The sequence below is a fragment of the Pandoraea captiosa genome, assembly GCF_902459775.1.
GTDB lineage: Bacteria > Pseudomonadota > Gammaproteobacteria > Burkholderiales > Burkholderiaceae > Pandoraea > Pandoraea captiosa.
On the sequence record NZ_CABPSQ010000011.1, the window covers coordinates 15,121 to 34,414 of the forward strand.

Below are 19,294 nucleotides of genomic sequence, written 5' to 3' on the forward strand. Positions count from 1 at the left end.
AAACCCACCGTCAACCGTTTACCCAAAGAAAAATGAATTATTTTGCAGAATGATGTCCCTTAATCGGACGACAGCTGCACCGCGAGGCGTCCGCGCAGTTGCAGGTAGGCGTCTGCGAGGGCCTTTCCACCGGTGTCGAAGCTCATGTCGGCCTTGGCGTAGAAGTCCGTGCGCCCGGCCAGAATGCGCTTCAGGTCGTCCATCGCCTCTGCATTGCCCGACATCGGACGCAGGTCGCCTTGCGCCACGACACGCTTCATGTGCTCTTCCGGCGACGCCTGGAGCCACACCGTATAGCAATGCGTGAGCAGGAAGTTGAATGTCGCGGCGTCGCTCACAATGCCGCCCGGCGAGGCGATCACGGCGCGCGGATGCTCGGCCACCACCGCTTCGAGCGCCCGCAATTCATAGCGCCGGTAAGCCGTTGCGCCATAGAGCGAGTAGATCTCGGACGGCGGGCAACCGGCCAGTTGCTCGATCACGCGATTGAGCTCCACGAACGGTACGTGCATATCGTCAGCCAGCATGCGGCCCAGCGTCGACTTGCCTGCGCCCCGCAGACCGATGAGAGCGATGCGTCCGCGCCGGTCCGGGTCGCGCTCGCTGCCCGCGAACAGTTCGCTCAGCGCCTGCCGCGCCCGCGTCAGCGCTTCGCCGTCGCGGCCATGCAGGATCTCGCGAATGAGCAGCCACTCGGCGGAAGACGTCGTTTCGTCGCCTACGATTTCCGCCAATGTGCAATTTAGTGCCTGTGCGAGCTGACGCAGAAACAGTACGGACGCGTTCCCGACGCCCGACTCCAGGTTGGCCACGTGACGCTCCGAGACCCCCGCGTCGAGCGCCAGCGCCTTGCGCGTCAGGCCGCGACGGGCGCGCAGCGTGCGAACACGCTCGCCCAGCGCCACCAGGAACGGATCCTTGTCACCGGCGCCCCGGGCCGTGGGCACCCCGTCGGCTTGCGCACTCTTATTCATCGGAGGAAGTCCTCGAAGCAGATAACATGTAATATATTGCTTGACAGCCAAATTTGCATGCTCTAATTTTCACCATGCGTCGATAAAAAAGCAAACGCGAGCCGGGTCTCCTGTGCATCGTCCTTGATCGGCGTCATATCAATAGAGCAACAGACAGTGCGCCGTGCGGCGCTCGCGCTGACGACAGAGCATGGAAGTGACGATGGCGGCCTGCAGGAATTCGGGCCGCATAGGTCGGCGCGAACGGTATCGCCACTGCGACGTCCCCAGGAGACATGGATGGATGTGCCCCAATTTCAGGCGCTGATTGCCGAGGTGACACGTCAACTCGACGGTCGCGCGCTCGACGCCTCGCTCGCCGACTGGCTCAACGCCCGGTATGGCGCGGGCTCCCCAGGTTACGAAGCGCTCGCCGAGGCCTGCCGCACCGGCGTGGCCGAAGGCTGGCTGTGCAATCGCGAAGGCGGCGGAATTCGTTACGGCCGCGTCATCAAGCCCACGCCCGATACCCATGGCTTTTCCGTCGACGTCGTCGACATGGCCGACCTGGCGGGTCCGCATCACGTGCATCCCAACGGCGAGATCGACCTGATCATGCCGCTCACGCCGGGGGCGACCTTCGATGGTCATCCTGCCGGCTGGTGCGTGTACGGCCCCGGCACGGCACATCGGCCGACGGTCGCCCAAGGGCGCGCCCTCGTGCTGTACCTCCTGCCCGAAGGCGCGATCGAGTTCACGCGCAGTGCTTGAGCCGTCGGCGCCACGCGTGCCGCTTTGCCATTTGGGTCTTCTGCTTGCTTCAGGTTGATGGACATGAGTACTGCTGCCTTGCTGGAAAACTACGTCGCTGGCCAATGGGTGGCCGGCAACGGTGAGCGTACCGCGCTGACCGACCCGGTCACGGGCGACACGCTTGCCTACGTCTCGAGCGCCGGGCTTGATCTCGACGCGGCTTTCGCCTTCGCACGCGACACGGCCGGCCCGGCGCTGCGTGCGCTGTCGTACGGTGAACGCGCGCAGCGACTTTCGCAGATCGTTGCCACGTTGCAGGCGAATCGCGACGACTACTATGCGATTGCCACCGCCAATTCGGGAACGGTCGCGACCGACTCGGCCGTAGACATCGACGGCGCCATCTATACGCTCTCCACTTACGCGAAGCTCGGTGCGTCGCTGGGCGACGCGCACCTGTTGCTCGATGGCGCCGCCGTGCCGCTCGCCAAAGACGCCTCGTTCGCCGTGCGCCACGTTTTGCGTCCGACACCGGGCGTCGCGCTCTTCATCAACGCGTTCAACTTCCCGTCGTGGGGACTGTGGGAGAAGGCGGCCGGGGCGCTGCTCGCGGGCGTGCCAGTGATCGTCAAACCGGCGACCTCTACCGCCTGGCTCACCCAGCGCATGGTGGCCGACGTTGTCGCAGCCGGCATTCTGCCGCCCGGCAGCCTGTCGGTGATCTGCGGCAGCGCCGCCGGACTGCTCGACCGTATCGGCCCGTTCGACGTCGTCTCCTTTACCGGCTCGGCCAGCACTGCCGCCACGCTGCGCGCACATCCGGCGTTCACCGAACGCTCGGCACGCATCAACGTGGAAGCGGACAGTCTGAACAGCGCGATCCTGCTGCCGGATGCCTCGCCGGGCACCGCTGCTTTCGATCAGTTCGTGCGGGAAGTGGCGCGCGAGATGACGGTCAAGTCGGGACAGAAGTGCACGGCGATTCGTCGCGCGATGGTGCCCGTCGCGTATTTCGATGCCGCAGCGAGCGCGATTGCCGAGCGCCTGGCGAAGACCGTGGTGGGCAACCCACGCAACGACACCGTGACGATGGGCTCGCTCGTGAGCGTTGCCCAGAAGCGCGCCGTGCTCGAAGGCATCGCCGAGCTGCAATCGGAAGCACAGACGCTCTACGACGGCAATCGTGACGCCGCCTTCGTCGATGCCGAGGCGAACAGCGCGTGCGTGGCGCCCGTGCTGCTGGGGCTGCGCGATGGCGCGGCAGGCAAACGCATTCACGACACGGAAGTCTTCGGTCCCGTGGCGACGCTCGTAGGCTATCGCGATCTCGACGACGCCGTGACGCTCGCCCGACGTGGGCAGGGCTCGCTCGTCGTCTCGTTGTACGGCAACGACGCCGCCGCGATGCGTGCCCCTGCGATCGCCCTGGCGGATGCGCACGGTCGCGTGCATGCGGTCGATCCGTCGGTGGCGAAGACGCAAACCGGCCATGGCAACGTGATGCCCCAGTCGCTTCACGGCGGACCGGGCCGCGCCGGTGGCGGCGAAGAACTCGGCGGCCTGCGCGCGCTGCGCTTCTATCACGTGCGCTCGGCCGTTCAGGGCCCCGCGGCACTCGTCGAAGCGCTGACGCAGGACGCCGTCGAACTGCCTCGGTAGTCCGACCATGGCCCCACACCGCGGGCCGTGTTATCCAGTTTCAACCCCGCAGTAGCCGCAAGCCGTCGCAGTCAAGGTGATTCAACGAGGCGCCGTCAGAGCGCGGAAAAGAACTCACGCTACGCGTACCCGCCCCCATCGGTGCCATTTGTGCCGTCGATGGGCGCCGGCCGCGTGGTGATCCACCGGAGGCAACATGGAAGCCGTACTCACCCCACCGCCGGCGAATTTCAACTTCGCCGCGCACCTGGAGGCGCTCAACCGCGAGCGCGCTGCCAAGACTGCATATCTCGACGACACGCGAACCCTCACGTATGGCGAACTGGCCGAGCAAAGCCGACGCTTCGCCACAGGCCTCGTGCGCGCGGGCGTGCATCGCGAGGAGCGCATTCTGCTCGTCATGCTCGACACCGTCGACCTGCCGGTCGCGTTCCTCGGCGCTCTCTACGCGGGCGTGGTGCCGGTGGTCGTCAACACGCTGCTCACCGCCGACGACTATGCGTACATGATCGCGCACAGCAAGGCGCAGCTCGTGATCGCCTCCGGCGCGCTGATGCCGACGGTCCAGGCCGCGCTCGACAAGGTCGGCGAGACGACTACGCCGCCCCCCTGCATCGTCTCGCAACCGATTGCGGCGCAAACCGACGGGGCGAGCGCATTGCCCACGTTCGATGCACTCGTCGACGGCCCGCCCAGCGCCCTGCCCGCCGATACGGCGGCCGACGACATCGCCTTCTGGCTGTATTCCTCCGGCTCGACCGGCAAGCCCAAGGGCACTGTCCACACACATGCGAATCTGTACTGGACGGCGCAGACCTACGGACGCCACGTACTGGGCGTTCGCGAGGACGACATCGTCTTCTCTGCCGCCAAGCTCTTTTTCGCCTACGGGCTGGGCAATGGGCTGACGTTCCCACTGTCGGTCGGTGCGAGCGTCGTGCTGATGGCCGAGCGCCCCACGGCCGAGGCTGTGGCGCAGCGTCTGCGCCAACATCGCCCCACGATCTTCTACGGTGTTCCCACGCTCTACGCCACGCTGCTCGCCTCGCCGCATCTGCCCGCGCGCGAGGACGTGGCGCTCCGTCTGTGCACGTCCGCCGGCGAAGCGCTGCCGCGCGAGATCGGCGAGCGTTTCACCGCGCACTTCGGCGCGGAGATTCTCGACGGCATCGGCTCGACCGAAATGCTGCACATCTTCCTGTCGAATCGCGCGGGCCGCGTGGCCTATGGCACGACAGGCGAGCCGGTACCCGGCTACGCGGTGGAACTGCGCGACGAGCACGGTCAGCCGGTGCCCGATGGCGAGATCGGTGACCTGTACATCAAGGGGCCGAGCGCGGCGCTCATGTACTGGTGCAATCGCGAGAAGTCTCGCTCGACATTCCTTGGCGACTGGCTCAAGAGCGGCGACAAGTACCAGCGCCTGCCCAATGGGTATTACGTCTATGCCGGACGCAGTGACGATATGCTCAAGGTCAGCGGCCAGTACGTCTCGCCCATCGAAGTGGAGATGGTGCTGATGCAGCACGACGCCGTGCTGGAGGCGGGTGTCGTGGGACGCGACGACAACGGCCTGACCAAGACGCAGGCGTTCGTCGTCCTCAAGCCGGGGCTCGCTGCCACCGACGCAATGGCCACCGAGTTGAAGGCCTTCGTCAAGGCACGTCTGGCGCCACACAAATATCCGCGCGAGCTGGTGTTCGTCGACGACCTGCCGAAGACGGCCACCGGCAAGGTGCAACGCTTCAAGCTACGTGAAATGCTTTAGGAGACACCCACAGAATGTCGGACGTACAGTTCGCCCGGATCGAGACGCCCTCGCATGGCGCGCTCTCGCTGGAGTATCGATGGCTCAACCGCGAGCGCACGCACGCGCCGCTGCTGGTCTTCCTGCATGAGGGGCTGGGCTCCGTTGCCATGTGGAAGGACTGGCCGCAGCAGTTGTGCGACGCGGGCGGCTATCGCGGTCTCGTGTACTCACGCAACGGATATGGCCGCTCGACCCCGCGCCCGCACGACGAAGCCTGGCCCGTTGACTTCATGCACCGTCAGGCGCGCGAAGTGCTGCCGGCGTTTCTCGATGCGGTGGGGGTAGGGCCGCACGAGGCGGATCGCATGTGGCTCGTGGGGCACAGCGACGGCGGCTCGATCTCGCTGCTGTTCTCCGCCGCCTTCCCCGACCGGCTCGCGGGGGCGGTCGTGCTCGCGCCGCATCTGTTCGTCGAGGACGTATCGGTCGAGAGCATCGCCAAAACGAAGACCGTCTACGAGACGACGGATTTGCGCAGCAAGCTCGGCCGTTATCACGACGACGTCGATTCCGCTTTCTGGGGGTGGAACGATATCTGGCTGAACCCGGCGTTTCGCGAGTGGAATCTGGTGGACGCCGTGGCCACCATCTCAAAGCCGCTGCTCGCGATTCAGGGCGAGGACGACGAGTACGGCACGATGGCGCAGATGGACAGCATTGCTGCGCACGTGCCGCACGCGAGCGTGGTGAAGCTGCCCGATTGCGGTCACTCGCCGCATCGCGACGCGCCCGGCCCGCTCGGGCAAGCCATCGTCGCGTTCATCGGTGCGCACACCTCGCGTCAAGCCGCCTGAGCTCAGATGACGCGCACCCCCGGCGAGCCGGGACGCATGGCGCCGACGATGGCCGCTTCGATGAAACCGTCGGCACGGAAAACGGCGAGCACGTCGTCGACAGCGCCCGGTGCGCACGACACCAGCAAGCCACCGGCCGTCTGCGGATCGCACAGCAAATCGCGATCGCGCGTCGTCAGACGCTCGCCCAGTTCCACCGACGCCCCATAGGACGCCCAGTTGCGACCGGACGCGCCGGTGATGTACCCCTTGTCCGCCAGTTCGCGCACCCCGTCGAACAGCGGCACGTCGGACATGCGCAAATAGGCCGCCAGGTTCGCACCTCGACACATCTCCAGCGTGTGGCCGAGCAGGCCGAAGCCGGTCACGTCGGTGAGCGCATGCACGCCCGGCAGCGCGGCGAGCGCCGGGCCGACGCGATTGAGGCGCGTCGTCGCATCGATCATGCGGCGATAGCCCTCCTCGTCGAGCTGGTGCTTCTTGAGCGCGGCCGACATCACACCGACGCCGAGCGGCTTGCCCAGGACGAGCACGTCGCCTGCCTGCGCGTCGGCGTTGCGCTTGAGACGTTTCGGATGCACCACGCCCAGCGCGGCCAGACCGTAGATCGGCTCGACGGAATCGATGCTGTGACCGCCCGCAATGGGGATGCCCGCCTCCGCGCAAATCGACTCGCCGCCGCGCAGGATGTCGCGGATCGTCTCGCGGGGCAGCACGTTGATCGGCATGCCGACGATGGCGAGCGCGAAGATCGGCTTGCCGCCCATCGCATAGATGTCGGACAGCGCGTTGGTCGCGGCAATGCGGCCAAAGTCGAACGGGTCGTCGACGATCGGCATGAAAAAGTCGGTCGTGGCAATGATCGCCTGCTCGTCGTTGAGCTGATAGACCGCCGCGTCGTCGGCGGTCTCGGTGCCCACCAGCAGCGCAGCGGGCGCGGGCAATGGCGTGTCGTTGCGGGCAAGCAATTCGGACAGCACGCCCGGCGCGATCTTGCAGCCACAGCCGCCGCCGTGCGCGAGCGAAGTCAGACGCGGCACTTCCGGGGCAGCGCCCGATTGAGTTGCATCGTTTGCGGTCATGATCGTGAGTGTTCGTTTTCTTGAAGTCGACGTATTATGAAGCAGCTTTGGCGCATCGCCATGTCTTGCGATGTGTCGCCATGCCTGCCATGTCCCGAAATCGCGACGTCTCGGAATCTCAAAACGGCAGACGATGCGCTCATGCTACCGTTTCACATCGTCCCTGCATTCGGGGACGTCGTTTCACGACATCTCGTTCCACCTTGTTTTACCCTCTAACCAATATGCGCCGTGAGCGCTGAAGCCTAAGGGGACCACACCATGCAACGCCGCCGCTTCCTGTCTTTGGGCGCTTCTCTGGGCGCTTGCGCCCTGCCCGCCTCCGTGCTTTCCACTTCGCTGCTGCCGGGTGCCGCACGCGCGGCATCGAGTGCCGCAGGCGTCGCCGCACCCAATCCCGCCGACGGCTGGCGTACTTTCGAGTTGACGACACAGGTCGATCTGCCGGCCGGCAACGGGCCCGCGAATGTCTGGCTGCCCGTGGCAATGACGCCGTCCGGCGCCTATCAGACCGCGCTGGGCACCCACTGGGAAGCGCCGGGCGCCAGGGCCGAGCTGCGCATGGTCCGCGGTGCGTCGGGCATCGGCGTGCCGATGCTGGCTGTGGCGTGGCCGGAGGGCGCGGCGCATGGCGCGCGCACCGTCACGCTGACGAACACGTTTGCCACGCGCGACCGGCGTGTCGATCTGTCCCAGCCGCCGTCGGCCGAGGCAGCGCACGAGTCGCCAGCGGTGCTGCGTCAGTATCTCCAGCCGACCGAGTTGCAGCCGACCGACGGTCTGGTGCGTGACACCGCCGAGAAAATCACGCGTGGCGAAAAAGGCGACGTCGACAAAGCCCGCGCCATTTATCAATGGATCGTGGAGAACTGTCGCCGCGAAGGGTCGGTGCGCGGCTGCGGCACGGGCGACGTGCGCTACATGCTCACCACGGGAGACCTCGCGGGCAAGTGTGCCGATATCAATGCGCTCTTTACCGCGTTGGCGCGCTCGGTCGGCATTCCCGCACGCGATGCCTACGGCGTGCGTGTCGCAACGTCGCGTCACGGCTTCAACAGCCTCGGCAAGGCAGGCGACGTGACGCGCGCCCAGCATTGTCGCGCCGAGTTCTATGCCGCCGGCTACGGCTGGGTGCCGGTCGATCCGGCGGACGTGCGCAAGGTCGTGCTCGAAGAGGTCCCGGGCGGCCTGCCGCTCGACGATCTGCGCGTTCGTGCGGCGCGCGCCATGCTGTTCGGTCAGTGGGAAATGAACTGGGTTGCGTTCAATCACGGCGCCGACATTCCGTTGCCGGGCGCGCAAGGTACGCAGACGCGCGCCGTACCGTTCCTCATGTACCCGAACGGCGAAGTGGCAAATGCCCGGCTCGACAGCCTCAATCCCGACACCTTCCGCTATCGCATGAACGCTCGGGAGATCACGGCGTGAATAGCATCTGAGTAGCACCTGAGTACGACCTGAGCGGTAGCCTGTTCGTCACCGCCCCACCCACGAGGAAGCCTTGCCATGCAACGCCGTCAATTTCTTCATACGCTCGGTGCGCTCGGCGCGGCGTCGACACTGGGCGGGACCGGCACCCCGGCGTTCGCCGCCGGACCGGTGAAGGGCGCGACGGAAGTCGACGACAGCGCCCTCGCCGGCACCTCCGGCGGCACGCTGGCGGCATGGCGGGGGGCCACGCCTGCCTTCTCCCTCGAAGGGCTCGACGGCAAGACCCATGCCTTGTCGCAGTATCGCGGGCGCGTGGTCATCGTCAATTTCTGGGCGACGTGGTGTGGTCCCTGTCGCAACGAGATTCCTGCGATGGGTGAGGTCGTGCGTCAGTACCGTGCGCGCGGCCTCACGCTGCTGGCCGTCAATTACAAGGAACCGGCCACGACCGTGAAGCCCTTCGTCGACAAGTTGCCTATCGACGGCACCGTCCTGCTCGATGCGGACGGCGCGGTGTACAAGCGCTTCGGCTCGCTCGGCCTGCCCGCGACTTATCTGGTCGACCGCGCAGGCAATGCACGCTTCTGGCGCATGGGCGAACTGGAATGGACCGACGTGGGATTGCACGGGCACATCGAAGCGTTGCTCACGCAAAAAGGCGGCACGGCGGCCTGACGCGCTATTGCGACGCCATTGGCGATTGGCTGTCGGCTGTTGGCCGTCTGCTGATGGCGGATGGCTAACGGCGCGTTATGCCTCCGCGACCGTACGAACGTGCTCGAGCAGGCGCGCGGTCGGCCCGGCAAGCACCCCTTCCCGATAGGCGCAGCATAGCGGCGCGCGGGGCGGCGGCGTGAGCGGTCGGTACACGATGCCCTCGATCTGCATGCGCATGAGCGAGGCGGGCACCACCGACACGCCAAGCCCTGCGGCGACGAGCGAGAGCGTGGTGAGCAGGCGCGGCGCCTCCTGTTCGATCGCCGGACTGAAGCCTGCGCCGTGACACGCGGCGATGATGGCGTCATACAGTCCCTGCCCGGCGCGACGGCGATAGAGAATCAGCTTCTCCGAGGCGATTGCCGTCATGGGCACGTCCGCGTTGACAGATTTGGCGGATTTCCCGCCGCGGCCGGTGCGCGCGAGCGGATGCGCCGAGGGCACCGCCAATACCATCGGCTCCTCCAGCACCTGCACCACGGTGATCTCGCCGGTATTGCCTTGCGGTTGCCGAATGAAGGCGACGTCGATGTGGCCGTCGCGCAATCCGTCGAGCAATTCGCCCGTGCTGGATTCGTCGAGCATGAGGGAGACCGACGGTGCATCGCTGCGAAACGCGCGAATCACCGTCGGCACGAACGGGTGCAGCGCTGCCGAACTGGTAAAGCCGACGGAGAGGCGTCCCTTCACGCCGGCGGCAACGCGCCGCACGTCGTCGACCGCCTGATCGAGCTTGCGCACGACCTCGTAGGCGTCGGAGAGGAAGGCCTGTCCGGCATCGGTGAGCGCCATGCCACGCGGCAGGCGCTCGAACAAGGTCACGCCCAGTTGTGTCTCCAGCACCCGGATCTGCTGCGAGAGGGGCGGCTGCCCGATACCCAGACGCTCCGCCGCGCGCGTCATGTGTCCGGTTTCAGCCACCGCAATGAAATAGCGGAGCAGGCGTACGTCGACGTTTGCCATATTGGTTCGATATCGATGTTCCATCAAAGATATCGAACCATATATCGCGCCCCAACCACCCGCAAGGGCTCGCGCGACGAATCAGGCAATCGTGCCGAGTTCCTGTTCGGTGAATGTGTGATCCTCGCCGTTCCAGGCACGCAGGTCGATGAAGCGCATGCCGCCGGGGACGGTCCCCAGCCCCGGATGGTTCGTAAAGTGCGACGCGCCGCTCGTGTAGAACTTCATTAGCTTGCCCGGCGCCGAAATACCGACGCCCTGTTGAAACGGGATGTATTGTCGCCCTCTCACAGCAGTGATCAGTTGTTCCCTGTTCGTCGACGCGACGGGTTGGAATCTCCAACTTGGCGCGTGTTGCGGCTGGTCCGCAAGGATAGGTCGATCCAGTCCCTGAAAATGGAAATTCGCGTCGAGTGGAAAGTAGTAATAGATGAGGCACAACAGATTCACGAGGTTCTCGTAATCCCCCGGGCCCGCACGCAATTCGTCCAGGTCGGGGCCGAAAGGAATCTCGATATGGAAGCGTTCATAGGAAACGACGATCGCGTAGTTATTCCCCACCGTATAGTCCGGATGGCTGTCGATGACGTCATCGATCAACGCAAGCATCTGCGACGGCGTTGCGCAGTTCATGACCCCCAAGATCTGAGCGGACCAGGATCCCTGCTGAATCGCGTACATATCGGCCGACACAAACTCGCTCAACAGGCGGTCGTCGTGAATCAACTCCGTGTTGCCCGGTTCGATCTGGATCGGCTGGATCCGTGGGAACCGCCGCTGAAGGGTTTTCAGATTCATGGTGCGCTCCTCGAAGAGCAGATCGTTGTCGGCATCGTTGTGCCGATCCCACTCTAGCGAGCGATCTGTCGCGTGCCACCTGTCAATGTTGTCAGGTCAGCGCTCTTTTTACAGCGCTCTGCTCGTCGTTCGCCCCCCCAATAGCTCTCGTCAAATCCATATCAAACCGATATGGATTCATCGACATTCATATATTGGACAATATCGCGCAGCAGCACTACTCTGCAAGGGTCCAGCGCAACGGAGCGCAGTCCAACCGTTTGAGCGATTTGACCGTGTTCCCGACGTGCCCCATCGGCAGCCATACCCAAGAAGTCCTCATGTCCTCTTCAACACCAACATCTGCAGCCTCTGCGGCTGATGCATCCTCCGACCAGCCCGCGCCGACCCCGGAAGGGCCGCACGCCCGAACCGGCAACGACACTCACCTCTCACGCGCGCCCAGTGTGCGCGAAATGTTCCTCGGCTTTCTCGGTCTGGGCATGACCGCGTTCGGCGGGGCGTTGCCGCTGGCGCGACGCATGATCGTCGAGAAGCATCGGTGGATCACACCTGCGGAGTTCACGGACTTGCTCGGCCTCTGCCAATTTCTGCCGGGCGGCAACATCATCAATCTGTCGGTCGCGCTCGGCATGCGGTTTCACGGCTGGCGCGGTGCGCTGGCCTCGATCCTGGGGCTGATCGCTGCGCCGTCCGCTGTCGTGATCGTCCTCGGCACGATTTATCAGCACTTTCAGAACGATCCGCATGTGAAGCATCTTTTCGCCGGTCTGGCGGCCGCCGCTGCCGGTCTGTTGATTCAGATGGCGTGGAAGGTTTCGTGGCCGCTACGCAAGTCGCTGGCGCTCGGCGGCGTGGCAGTGGCATGCTTCATCGCGATTGCCGTGCTGCGCGTACCGCTCGTGCTCACCATGCTGGTGATGACACCGATCTCCATCTATGCCACCTGGAGAGTCTCGCAATGACCGGCACGCTCATCTCCCTCGCCCTCATCTTCACGCAGTTGTCGGTGCTTGCCTTTGGCGGCGGCAACACGATCCTGCCGGAGATGGAGCGTCAGGTCGTCGATCTGCACCACTGGATGACCTCCGAAGAATTCAGCGCCTTGTTCGCGCTGGGACAGGCGGCGCCCGGTCCGAACCTCATGATCGTCACGCTCGTCGGCTGGCATGTCGCCGGCTGGCAGGGCATGCTCGTCACGTCGATCGCCAAGTTCGGACCGTCGTCGCTCATCACGGCCGGTGTGCTGCACCTTTGGGAACGCTTCCGAGACCGACCGTGGCGCCGTATCGTGCAGGCGGGCCTGATGCCGATGACCGCCGGGCTGGTGGCTGCGAGCGCAGCGCTGATCGCCCAGGCATCGGCCACCTCGTGGCTGCTCGCAGGCATTACGGCCAGCGTTGCCGTGCTGGCCATTCGCACGAAAGTCCATCCGCTGTGGTGGCTCGCCCTCGGCAGCGTGGCCGGGCTGCTCGGTGGGCCTTATCTGTAAGACAGGGGAGGCTTAGCCCCGCTCACAGGCCTGCGCAAACGACGCCTGCCAGTGTCCCCGGCCCATCGCGTCGATGCCGTCCACCAGACGCACCCAGTCGGGGCTACCGATTTTCAGCGATGGCGGCGTGTCGCCACGCACCAGTGCGACGAGGCGGGCCGGACACGGCACATTGGCGGCATTGGGCTTAAACTTCCCCGCCACGATCATCACGCGGGCAATCCAGCGAGCCACGTCCAACGGAATCGTCGGACGGATCGTCTCGCCGGGTTGCAGTGCGGGCTCGTCAGACCAGCGCCAGGCGTAGCGCGCGCTGATGCCCGCTCGCGTGGCCACGCCCAGCGCGTCGAGCACCTGTCCACATGTCATGCCTTGGTGAGCCGCCACCGTCATCGCGCGTTGCGCGAGTTCACGCCAATCGCCGGTGCCGCCACAGTCGTCGCGAACGCTGGCGGCGAAGAGTTGCATGAGCCGGTTACGCACGCGTCTCAGCGCCGTCGGATGTGTGAGCAAGCGGCGGTCGTTTCGCGTCTTCGCGCACAGGTCGTCGGTGGTCTCGGCAGGATCGAACACCTGCACGTCGATGGGATGGACCGTGAACGTCGGCGAGCCAGGCGCGTCGTGACGCCAGTCCGGTTCGAGCCGATCCCTGAGCAACGCGAAGGCACTATCGTCGCGAATCAATGACAGGCGTTCGTCGGTAATGAACAAGGCGTCGCGCATGGCCTTGGGCAGCTTGAACCCGAGGCCGTGGGCCATCAACTGGCAAAGACCCGAGACGCGGTCACTTCGTGCCAGATCGGGTTGCGGCGCGTCCGCAATGTGCAGCAACAGCGCTTCGGCGATACGCATTTCCGCGAGCACGCGACGCGGCAGCGAGGCGCCGTCCTGCCGTGCGTTGGCCGCAGGCGCGGTCGCATCGAACACGGCAAGACACTGACGCATCGCCGTCACGTCCGCGAGCGTGCGCCGACGCAGTTGCGAATCCGTCTGCACCGCCCACGCGCGCTGCGCCTCGCCGCCGCTGCCGATTGCCCGCTCCAGCGCCCTGAGCTCCGGCCAGAGGTAGCTGCATGTCGCGCCGAGCGTGAGCGCACTCAGCGCACAGGCGAAGCCGACATCCGCGACAGTCGTGACATCCGAGACGCCCCCCGCCCCGGGCTGCGCGTGAGCCTGTGGGCGGCCCCGTCGGCCTGTCTGATGCCAGGCATCGACGAGCAGATGACGTAATCCGCTCTCGCGCAGGCAGGCGAGCGCGCCGGTGAAGTCCTCCCGAAAGCTATCGAAAACGCAATGCATCGCGTCCATCGCAAGATGAAAGACCGTGCTCGCACCGGGCAGCGTGCCGGTCGAGAGTGAGTGGGAAGTGCGGGGTGCATCGGACCCAATTGACATGGGACAGGCTCCTTGATGAGTCGCGGTGTCGATCCACGCCGATCCGCGCCAATCCACGTCAGTCCACGCCAATCCGCAGGGTCCTGCCCGCCATGAGGGCAAGAGGGCAGGAGAGCAGACACGAGGAACGCACGAAGCAGGCGAAAGCTGACCCAAAGCAGACGGAAAGCAGGCACGAAGCGGCAAGCAAGCGCACAGAAAGCGCGGACCGGAAGAGCGGGCATGGTCCCCCACCGGCGCCTGCCCGGCTTCAGGATTCGCTCCCGGCCCTTTCGGGCGGCCTCTCGCAGAATCTGGGATGATGTCGGCATTGCATCGTCCCGACTCACTGAAAACTCGCTCGTCCCTATTGGAGGAGGCCGTCATGCCGACCCTGGCCACGCTTGCCACGTTTGTCGTTGTCGTACTCGGACTTTTTCTGATTCCGGGGCCTGCCGTTCTGCTGACCATCACGCGCACCGTGCAGGGCGGACGCCGCGCCGGCGTCATGACCGGCATGGGGATCGCCTTCGGCGACCTCGTGCACACGCTGTTCGCGGCGGTCGGACTGTCTGCCGTGCTCATGACCTCGGCGCTGGCGTTCGACGTGGTGAAATACGTCGGCGCGGCCTACCTGATCTATCTCGGCATCAAGGCGCTGCGCGAGCGCCCGGCCGATCCGCAATTGCCGACACCGCCCCGGGTCTCGCCGGGCCGAGCCTTCGTGCAAGCCGTGGCAACGGAAGTGCTCAATCCCAAGACCGCCCTCTTCTTCCTCGCGTTCATGCCGCAGTTCGTGCATGCGAGCGAAGGGAACGCCTTCCTGCAGTTCCTCGTGCTGGGCATGGTGTTCGTTGCGATGAGTGCGCTGTACACCGCAGCCATCGCCTTGTCGGTGCGCCCGCTGGGCAAATTCGTGGGCCGCTTCACGTGGCTGCTGCGCAGGCAAGGCAAGATCATCGGCACCATCTTCATCGGTCTGGGGCTGCGGGTCGCCATGCAGCAACGCTGAGTTCGCCTTTCAATGTGGGAGTCGTTCGCCATGCCATGCATTGTCCCGACGCTTCGCTCACCGTTTTCTCAATGTCTGTCCCGTTTGCGCCCTCGCAGCGTGGCCGCCACGACCCTGATCGCATGCGTCGCCACCATCGGCGCACACGCGACACCCGCCATGGCCGCCGACGCATCGCCGCCCGGCCCGGCAGCCATTGCGTTTTCCAAAGCGCCACCGGGCAGTGCCTTGCCGACGGGATGGCAGAACCTGCCGGTCGTCAGCGGCAAGAAGCTCACCGTCTACACCGTGGTGGCCGATGGCAGGCGCAACGTCATCGAGGCGAACTCGGCCGACTCGGCATCGGCACTTGTAGCCAAGGGTGACGGCATCGACCTGAGTGCGACGCCCGTCGTCGCGTGGCGCTGGAAAGTGGACGCGGCGATTCCCGGCGCGGACAACCGGGCCAGCGACAAGGAAGATGCACCGGCGCGAGTCGTGTTCTTCTTCGACGGCGACAAGTCGTCGCTGCCGTTCGGCGACCGCGCGGCCATGACGCTCGCCAAGGCGGGCGGCGAAGATCTGCCCTACGCCACGCTGATGTACATCTGGTCCAACGATGCACCGGTCGGAGGCGTCATTCAGAACCCGCACACCGACCGGGTGCAGATGCTCGTCGTCGCCGGCGGTGACGCGTCGCTGGGCAAATGGCAAACCTTCTCGCGCAATCTCGCGGCCGACTTCGAGCGCGTCTACAAGGAAAAACCGGGCAAGCTGCTCGGCTTCGGCATATTTACCGATAGCGACAACACGCACGCCACCGCCCACGCCTGGTACGGCGACTTGCGCTTCGATCCGGCGAAATGATCCGTGGAAGTCATCGACCAACGTCATTCGCCGAAGTCATCCGCCAACATCATCCGCCAACATCGGTCGGCAAATTCGACGCAGGAAACCGGTTCCGGTTTCATCAGCCGACACCCCTGCGAAAAGTCGTGTAGCAAGCCTCGAAAAAAACGTCGAAAGCCCCGTGTGACGGGGCTTTTGCGCTATTGCAACGCTCGCTTGCGTGCTACGCTATCTCGCCTAGAATTTGAGCCATAAGTGGTAGACGGGCTCATCGCACTTCATCGTCGTTTCAGCCTTTCATCGCCCTGCGAGCGCCATGCAAAAGAACCGCCAGCCCAAGGACGTTACGTTCGCCGCCAGTCCTGTTTTGCAATCGCGCATGTCGTTATGGCGATCCAAATTCGTCGTCATCGTCATCACCCTCGCCTTCATCGGTCTGGTGGTGCGCGCGTTCTGGATTGCCGGACCGGGTAACGGCTTCTACATCGCGCAGGGCGAAAAGCGTTACGAGCACGCTATCGTCATGCCGGGCGTACGCGGCAAGATCGAAGATCGCGATGGCCGCGTACTCGCCACCAGTCTGCCGATGCGCACCATCTGGGCAGTGCCTGCCGAGGTACCGGACGACCTCTCCGACAGCGACATCCAGAAAGCCAGCAAGCTGCTCGACATTCCGACAAAGGAATTGCGCACGAAGCTCATCGGCGAGAAGAAGTTCGTCTACGTGAAGCGCCAGGTCTCGCCGGAGATCGGCAAGCAGGTCGAAGCGCTGGGCATTCCCGGCGTCTACGAAAGCAGCGAATACAAGCGTTTCTATCCCGAAGGCGAAGTCGCGGCACATGTCGTGGGCTTCACTAACGTTGAGGACAAAGGTCAGGAAGGCATGGAGCTCGGCGAGGAGCCGTTGCTTGAAGGGACGGCCGGTGTGCGTCGCGTCATCAAGGACCGGATCGGTCGCACGATTCAGGATCTGGACGACTCCAGCCCGCCGCGCGACGGCAAGGACATTCGTCTGACGCTCGACACGCGCGTGCAGTACATCGCCTATGAAGCGCTGAAGAATGCGCTCGATCGCACGGGCGCGAGGGCCGCGATGGCCGTCGTCATCGATGCGAAGAGCGGTCAGGTGCTGGCATTGGCGAATCTGCCGACCTACAATCCGAACGACCGGGAGCATCTCACCGGCGAACAACTGCGCAACCGGGTGTTCACCGACGTGTTCGAACCGGGCTCGATTCTCAAGCCGTTCACGATGGCACTGGCGCTCGACCTGCACCGCCTCACGCCGACCACGACCATCGACACCGGTCCGGGCCGTTATGTCTTCGAAGGTGCGACGATCTCGGACGACAGTGCCAACGGCGTGCTGACTGCGGCGGGCGTCATCCAGAAGTCGAGCAACATCGGCATGACGAAAGTGTCGACCATGTTGCGCGCCGAAGAGATGTGGGACATGTTCACCGAGATCGGCCTGGGACAACAGCCGAAGCTGGGCTTTCCCGGTGCGGTGTCGGGGCGTCTCCGTCCGTACAAATCGTGGCGACGGATCGAACAGGCGACCATGGCTTACGGATACGGGATTTCCGCCTCGCTATTCCAACTGGCGCGCGCTTACACGATCTTCGCGAACGACGGCGTGCTCGTGCCCATCTCCATCATCAAGCCCGACACGCCGGCACAACCCGAGGGAGTGCGCGTGATCGATGCGCGCACGGCCGTAGAGATGCGCAAGATGCTGGCCAGCGTGGTGGATACCGGCGGCACCGCAACGACCGCGCAGGTGGCCGGTTACAGCATCGGCGGCAAGACCGGCACGGCCTACAAGGCTGGTGCGCATGGCTACGATCACTCGAAATATCGCGCGTCGTTCGTCGGGATTGCGCCGTTGTCGGCGCCGCGTCTGGTGATTGCCGTGTCCGTGGACGAGCCGAAGGCATCGCAGCACTTCGGCGGTCAGGCCGCCGGTCCGGCGTTTGCGGAAATCGCGTCGCAAGCGTTGCCGTTGCTCGGGATTCGGCCGGATCTGCCGGTAAGGCCCGGCGTGATTCTGGCGGCGCCGACTTCCGACACGCCGCCTGACGATAAAGCGCCTCACGGTTGATTTTTTTGCCTCCCCCGCTTCCCGCGTCAGCGGTAGATCGGGGTGGGGGCCGCCCGCGGCACTCCAATGCCTGTTAAGTCGCACCGCGGGCGACCCCCACCCCGATCCCCACACGTTAGCGATGCGACGACACCTATCGGTGCGACTCGGTGAAGTCCATTACAACTGCGCCCTGAACGATCCGACGCCACTGTCCAGTACGTGGACGATGACGCTACAGGATGTATGAGCGGCGGTTGTCGGTGCCCTGACGGAGTGACTTTAAAGTTGGAACGGAGTCAGGGTACCGGCAAGCGCCGCGGGTATGGGGGTCGGCGGGGGCGGAAGGAGTTGAATAGCGGGCGGTGTCGACGTAGCGATGCGGCGTGAGCAAAAAGGGCGATTCGATGATTCGAATTGCCCTTTTTGCATACCGCACCGGCAAAGCCGCACCACCCAACACCGGCCCCCGCACAAACGCCAACAAAAAAAGGCGGCCCGGAAACCCGAAGCCGCCTTTCTCACTCGCCCAACATCCAGGGCAAGTCCAGAGACTTACATCCCCGGCATCATCAGCGAGTTGGCGTTGTGCATGATCCACAGCGAGCCGACGAGCACGATGGCTACGATCAGCACGGTGAACAGGAACGCCATCACATTCCAGCGCTGTTCCGACGAGCGGTCCATGTGCAGGAAGTAGATTAGGTGGACGATGATCTGCACGAGGGCAGCGCCGAGGATCAACGGCAGTACCGTCGACGGCGGCATCGTGCCATCCATCACCAGCTTGAACGGCACGACCGTCAGGATGACCGCGAGCACGAAGCCGATCAGGTACGACTTCACGCTGCCGTGGCTACCCCCGGCCGCATTGTGGCCAGCTTCGTGGCCGTGCGATTGCACCGATTTGCTATTGCTCATTTACATCGCTCCCATCAGGTACACGACCGTGAACACGCCGATCCACACCACGTCCAGAAAGTGCCAGAACAGCGAGAGGCACTGCAGACGCGTGGTGTTGGTCGAGCTCAGGCCCTTCTTGGCGATCTGGTACATCAGCACGGCCATCCACAGCAGGCCCGAGGCCACGTGCAGACCGTGCGTTGCCACCAGGGCGAAGAACGACGACAGGAAGCCGCTGCGGTTCGGACCCGCGCCTTCGAGGATCAGGTGATGGAATTCGTACAGTTCCATGGCGATAAACGCCGCACCCAGAATCCACGTGATGGCAAGCCAGCCCATCACGGCACCCTTCTTGCCGTTGTGCAGGCCGATCATGGCGAAGCCATAGGTGATCGACGAGAACAGCAGGATGAACGTTTCGACCAGCACGAACTTCAGGTCGAACAGTTCCTTGCCCGTGGGGCCGCCCGCCGTTGCGTCACGCAGCACGGCGAACGTGGCGAACAAGCTGGCGAACAGCACCAGGTCGGTCATCAGGTACACCCAGAAACCGAAGATCGTGTTGCCCCCGGTGTCGTGGTGCGCGTGGTCGTGCGCATGCGCATCGGCATGCGCGCCAGTGTGTTTGAGAACTTCGCTCGTCAT

The 19,294-nt window shown here is 64.7% G+C and carries 18 protein-coding genes; 11 read left to right on the forward strand and 7 right to left on the reverse strand.

Going from position 1 to position 19,294, the window contains the following annotated elements:
• Positions 1-59: 59 nt before the first annotated feature.
• Entirely contained in the window at positions 60-974 is a 915-nt protein-coding gene (locus PCA31118_RS21520) for a helix-turn-helix transcriptional regulator (RefSeq protein WP_044456523.1), read from the reverse strand.
• A gap of 279 nt (positions 975-1,253) precedes the next feature.
• Between PCA31118_RS21520 and PCA31118_RS21525 the strand changes: the two genes are divergently transcribed.
• From PCA31118_RS21525 to PCA31118_RS21540, 4 genes are all read left to right on the forward strand, one after another.
• Positions 1,254-1,724 carry a DUF4863 family protein gene (locus tag PCA31118_RS21525; protein ID WP_150627049.1) on the forward strand — a complete coding sequence of 157 codons (471 nt, stop codon included), beginning with the start codon at positions 1,254-1,256 and terminating at the stop codon, positions 1,722-1,724.
• A gap of 57 nt (positions 1,725-1,781) precedes the next feature.
• Positions 1,782-3,365, forward strand: a complete 1,584-nt coding sequence (locus PCA31118_RS21530) for a 3,4-dehydroadipyl-CoA semialdehyde dehydrogenase (RefSeq protein WP_150627050.1) — start codon at positions 1,782-1,784, stop codon at positions 3,363-3,365.
• A gap of 196 nt (positions 3,366-3,561) precedes the next feature.
• The gene (locus PCA31118_RS21535) at positions 3,562-5,133 is read left to right on the forward strand and encodes a benzoate-CoA ligase family protein (protein WP_150627051.1); all 1,572 of its coding nucleotides are present in this window, start codon (positions 3,562-3,564) and stop codon (positions 5,131-5,133) included.
• Positions 5,134-5,147: 14 nt separating this feature from the next.
• Positions 5,148-5,969, forward strand: a complete 822-nt coding sequence (locus PCA31118_RS21540) for an alpha/beta fold hydrolase (protein WP_150627052.1) — start codon at positions 5,148-5,150, stop codon at positions 5,967-5,969.
• A 2-nt stretch (positions 5,970-5,971) separates the two neighbouring features.
• Here PCA31118_RS21540 and selD read toward each other — a convergent pair whose 3' ends face one another.
• A complete protein-coding gene (gene selD / locus PCA31118_RS21545) occupies positions 5,972-7,051 on the reverse strand; it encodes a selenide, water dikinase SelD (protein ID WP_150627053.1) in 1,080 nt (359 codons plus the stop codon).
• 261 nt (positions 7,052-7,312) lie between these two features.
• On the opposite strand from selD, the gene PCA31118_RS21550 reads away from it, so the two are divergent.
• Positions 7,313-8,479: a transglutaminase-like domain-containing protein gene (locus PCA31118_RS21550; RefSeq protein ID WP_150627054.1), complete on the forward strand. Its 1,167-nt coding sequence runs from the start codon at positions 7,313-7,315 to the stop codon at positions 8,477-8,479.
• A gap of 78 nt (positions 8,480-8,557) precedes the next feature.
• On the forward strand, positions 8,558-9,157 hold the full coding sequence (locus tag PCA31118_RS21555; RefSeq protein WP_150627155.1) for a TlpA family protein disulfide reductase: 600 nt from the start codon (positions 8,558-8,560) through the stop codon (positions 9,155-9,157).
• A 75-nt stretch (positions 9,158-9,232) separates the two neighbouring features.
• Here PCA31118_RS21555 and PCA31118_RS21560 read toward each other — a convergent pair whose 3' ends face one another.
• On the reverse strand, positions 9,233-10,162 hold the full coding sequence (locus PCA31118_RS21560; RefSeq protein WP_150627055.1) for a LysR family transcriptional regulator: 930 nt from the start codon (positions 10,160-10,162) through the stop codon (positions 9,233-9,235).
• A gap of 81 nt (positions 10,163-10,243) precedes the next feature.
• Positions 10,244-10,960, reverse strand: coding sequence for a hypothetical protein (locus tag PCA31118_RS21565; protein ID WP_150627056.1), 717 nt, complete (start codon positions 10,958-10,960; stop codon positions 10,244-10,246).
• Between the two features lie 455 nt (positions 10,961-11,415).
• Here PCA31118_RS21565 and PCA31118_RS21570 point away from each other — a divergent pair, with 455 nt between their 5' ends.
• Positions 11,416-11,925: a chromate transporter gene (locus PCA31118_RS21570; RefSeq protein ID WP_246190373.1), complete on the forward strand. Its 510-nt coding sequence runs from the start codon at positions 11,416-11,418 to the stop codon at positions 11,923-11,925.
• A complete protein-coding gene (locus PCA31118_RS21575; RefSeq protein WP_150627058.1) occupies positions 11,922-12,452 on the forward strand; it encodes a chromate transporter in 531 nt (176 codons plus the stop codon). The genes PCA31118_RS21570 and PCA31118_RS21575 overlap by 4 nt, the downstream gene beginning before the upstream one ends.
• 12 nt (positions 12,453-12,464) lie before the next feature.
• Here PCA31118_RS21575 and PCA31118_RS21580 read toward each other — a convergent pair whose 3' ends face one another.
• Positions 12,465-13,847 (reverse strand): hypothetical protein, encoded by a 1,383-nt coding sequence (locus PCA31118_RS21580; RefSeq protein WP_150627059.1) that lies wholly within the window; start codon positions 13,845-13,847, stop codon positions 12,465-12,467.
• 364 nt (positions 13,848-14,211) lie between these two features.
• On the opposite strand from PCA31118_RS21580, the gene PCA31118_RS21585 reads away from it, so the two are divergent.
• From PCA31118_RS21585 to PCA31118_RS21595, 3 genes are all read left to right on the forward strand, one after another.
• Positions 14,212-14,838 (forward strand): LysE family translocator, encoded by a 627-nt coding sequence (locus PCA31118_RS21585; RefSeq protein ID WP_150627060.1) that lies wholly within the window; start codon positions 14,212-14,214, stop codon positions 14,836-14,838.
• Positions 14,839-14,868: 30 nt separating this feature from the next.
• Positions 14,869-15,684: a DUF3047 domain-containing protein gene (locus tag PCA31118_RS21590; RefSeq protein WP_246190363.1), complete on the forward strand. Its 816-nt coding sequence runs from the start codon at positions 14,869-14,871 to the stop codon at positions 15,682-15,684.
• Positions 15,685-15,982: 298 nt separating this feature from the next.
• Positions 15,983-17,767: a peptidoglycan D,D-transpeptidase FtsI family protein gene (locus PCA31118_RS21595; protein ID WP_150627061.1), complete on the forward strand. Its 1,785-nt coding sequence runs from the start codon at positions 15,983-15,985 to the stop codon at positions 17,765-17,767.
• A 534-nt stretch (positions 17,768-18,301) separates the two neighbouring features.
• Here the strand turns inward: PCA31118_RS21595 and PCA31118_RS27090 are convergent.
• Positions 18,302-18,667, reverse strand: coding sequence for a cytochrome o ubiquinol oxidase subunit IV (locus PCA31118_RS27090; RefSeq protein WP_044456536.1), 366 nt, complete (start codon positions 18,665-18,667; stop codon positions 18,302-18,304).
• Positions 18,668-19,294 carry a cytochrome o ubiquinol oxidase subunit III gene (locus PCA31118_RS27095; RefSeq protein ID WP_044456537.1) on the reverse strand — a complete coding sequence of 209 codons (627 nt, stop codon included), beginning with the start codon at positions 19,292-19,294 and terminating at the stop codon, positions 18,668-18,670.

Coding starts and splice junctions, on each gene's coding strand:
- PCA31118_RS27095 (WP_044456537.1), bottom strand. CDS start 19,294: ATGACGAGCGAAGTTCTCAAACACACTGGCGCGCATGCCGATGCGCAT.
- PCA31118_RS21570 (WP_246190373.1), top strand. CDS start 11,416: ATGTTCCTCGGCTTTCTCGGTCTGGGCATGACCGCGTTCGGCGGGGCG.
- PCA31118_RS21525 (WP_150627049.1), top strand. CDS start 1,254: ATGGATGTGCCCCAATTTCAGGCGCTGATTGCCGAGGTGACACGTCAA.
- PCA31118_RS21595 (WP_150627061.1), top strand. CDS start 15,983: ATGCAAAAGAACCGCCAGCCCAAGGACGTTACGTTCGCCGCCAGTCCT.
- PCA31118_RS21580 (WP_150627059.1), bottom strand. CDS start 13,847: ATGTCAATTGGGTCCGATGCACCCCGCACTTCCCACTCACTCTCGACC.
- PCA31118_RS21585 (WP_150627060.1), top strand. CDS start 14,212: ATGCCGACCCTGGCCACGCTTGCCACGTTTGTCGTTGTCGTACTCGGA.
- PCA31118_RS27090 (WP_044456536.1), bottom strand. CDS start 18,667: ATGAGCAATAGCAAATCGGTGCAATCGCACGGCCACGAAGCTGGCCAC.
- PCA31118_RS21560 (WP_150627055.1), bottom strand. CDS start 10,162: ATGGCAAACGTCGACGTACGCCTGCTCCGCTATTTCATTGCGGTGGCT.
- selD (WP_150627053.1), bottom strand. CDS start 7,051: ATGACCGCAAACGATGCAACTCAATCGGGCGCTGCCCCGGAAGTGCCG.
- PCA31118_RS21550 (WP_150627054.1), top strand. CDS start 7,313: ATGCAACGCCGCCGCTTCCTGTCTTTGGGCGCTTCTCTGGGCGCTTGC.
- PCA31118_RS21575 (WP_150627058.1), top strand. CDS start 11,922: ATGACCGGCACGCTCATCTCCCTCGCCCTCATCTTCACGCAGTTGTCG.
- PCA31118_RS21565 (WP_150627056.1), bottom strand. CDS start 10,960: ATGAATCTGAAAACCCTTCAGCGGCGGTTCCCACGGATCCAGCCGATC.
- PCA31118_RS21555 (WP_150627155.1), top strand. CDS start 8,558: ATGCAACGCCGTCAATTTCTTCATACGCTCGGTGCGCTCGGCGCGGCG.
- PCA31118_RS21530 (WP_150627050.1), top strand. CDS start 1,782: ATGGACATGAGTACTGCTGCCTTGCTGGAAAACTACGTCGCTGGCCAA.
- PCA31118_RS21540 (WP_150627052.1), top strand. CDS start 5,148: ATGTCGGACGTACAGTTCGCCCGGATCGAGACGCCCTCGCATGGCGCG.
- PCA31118_RS21590 (WP_246190363.1), top strand. CDS start 14,869: ATGCCATGCATTGTCCCGACGCTTCGCTCACCGTTTTCTCAATGTCTG.
- PCA31118_RS21520 (WP_044456523.1), bottom strand. CDS start 974: ATGAATAAGAGTGCGCAAGCCGACGGGGTGCCCACGGCCCGGGGCGCC.
- PCA31118_RS21535 (WP_150627051.1), top strand. CDS start 3,562: ATGGAAGCCGTACTCACCCCACCGCCGGCGAATTTCAACTTCGCCGCG.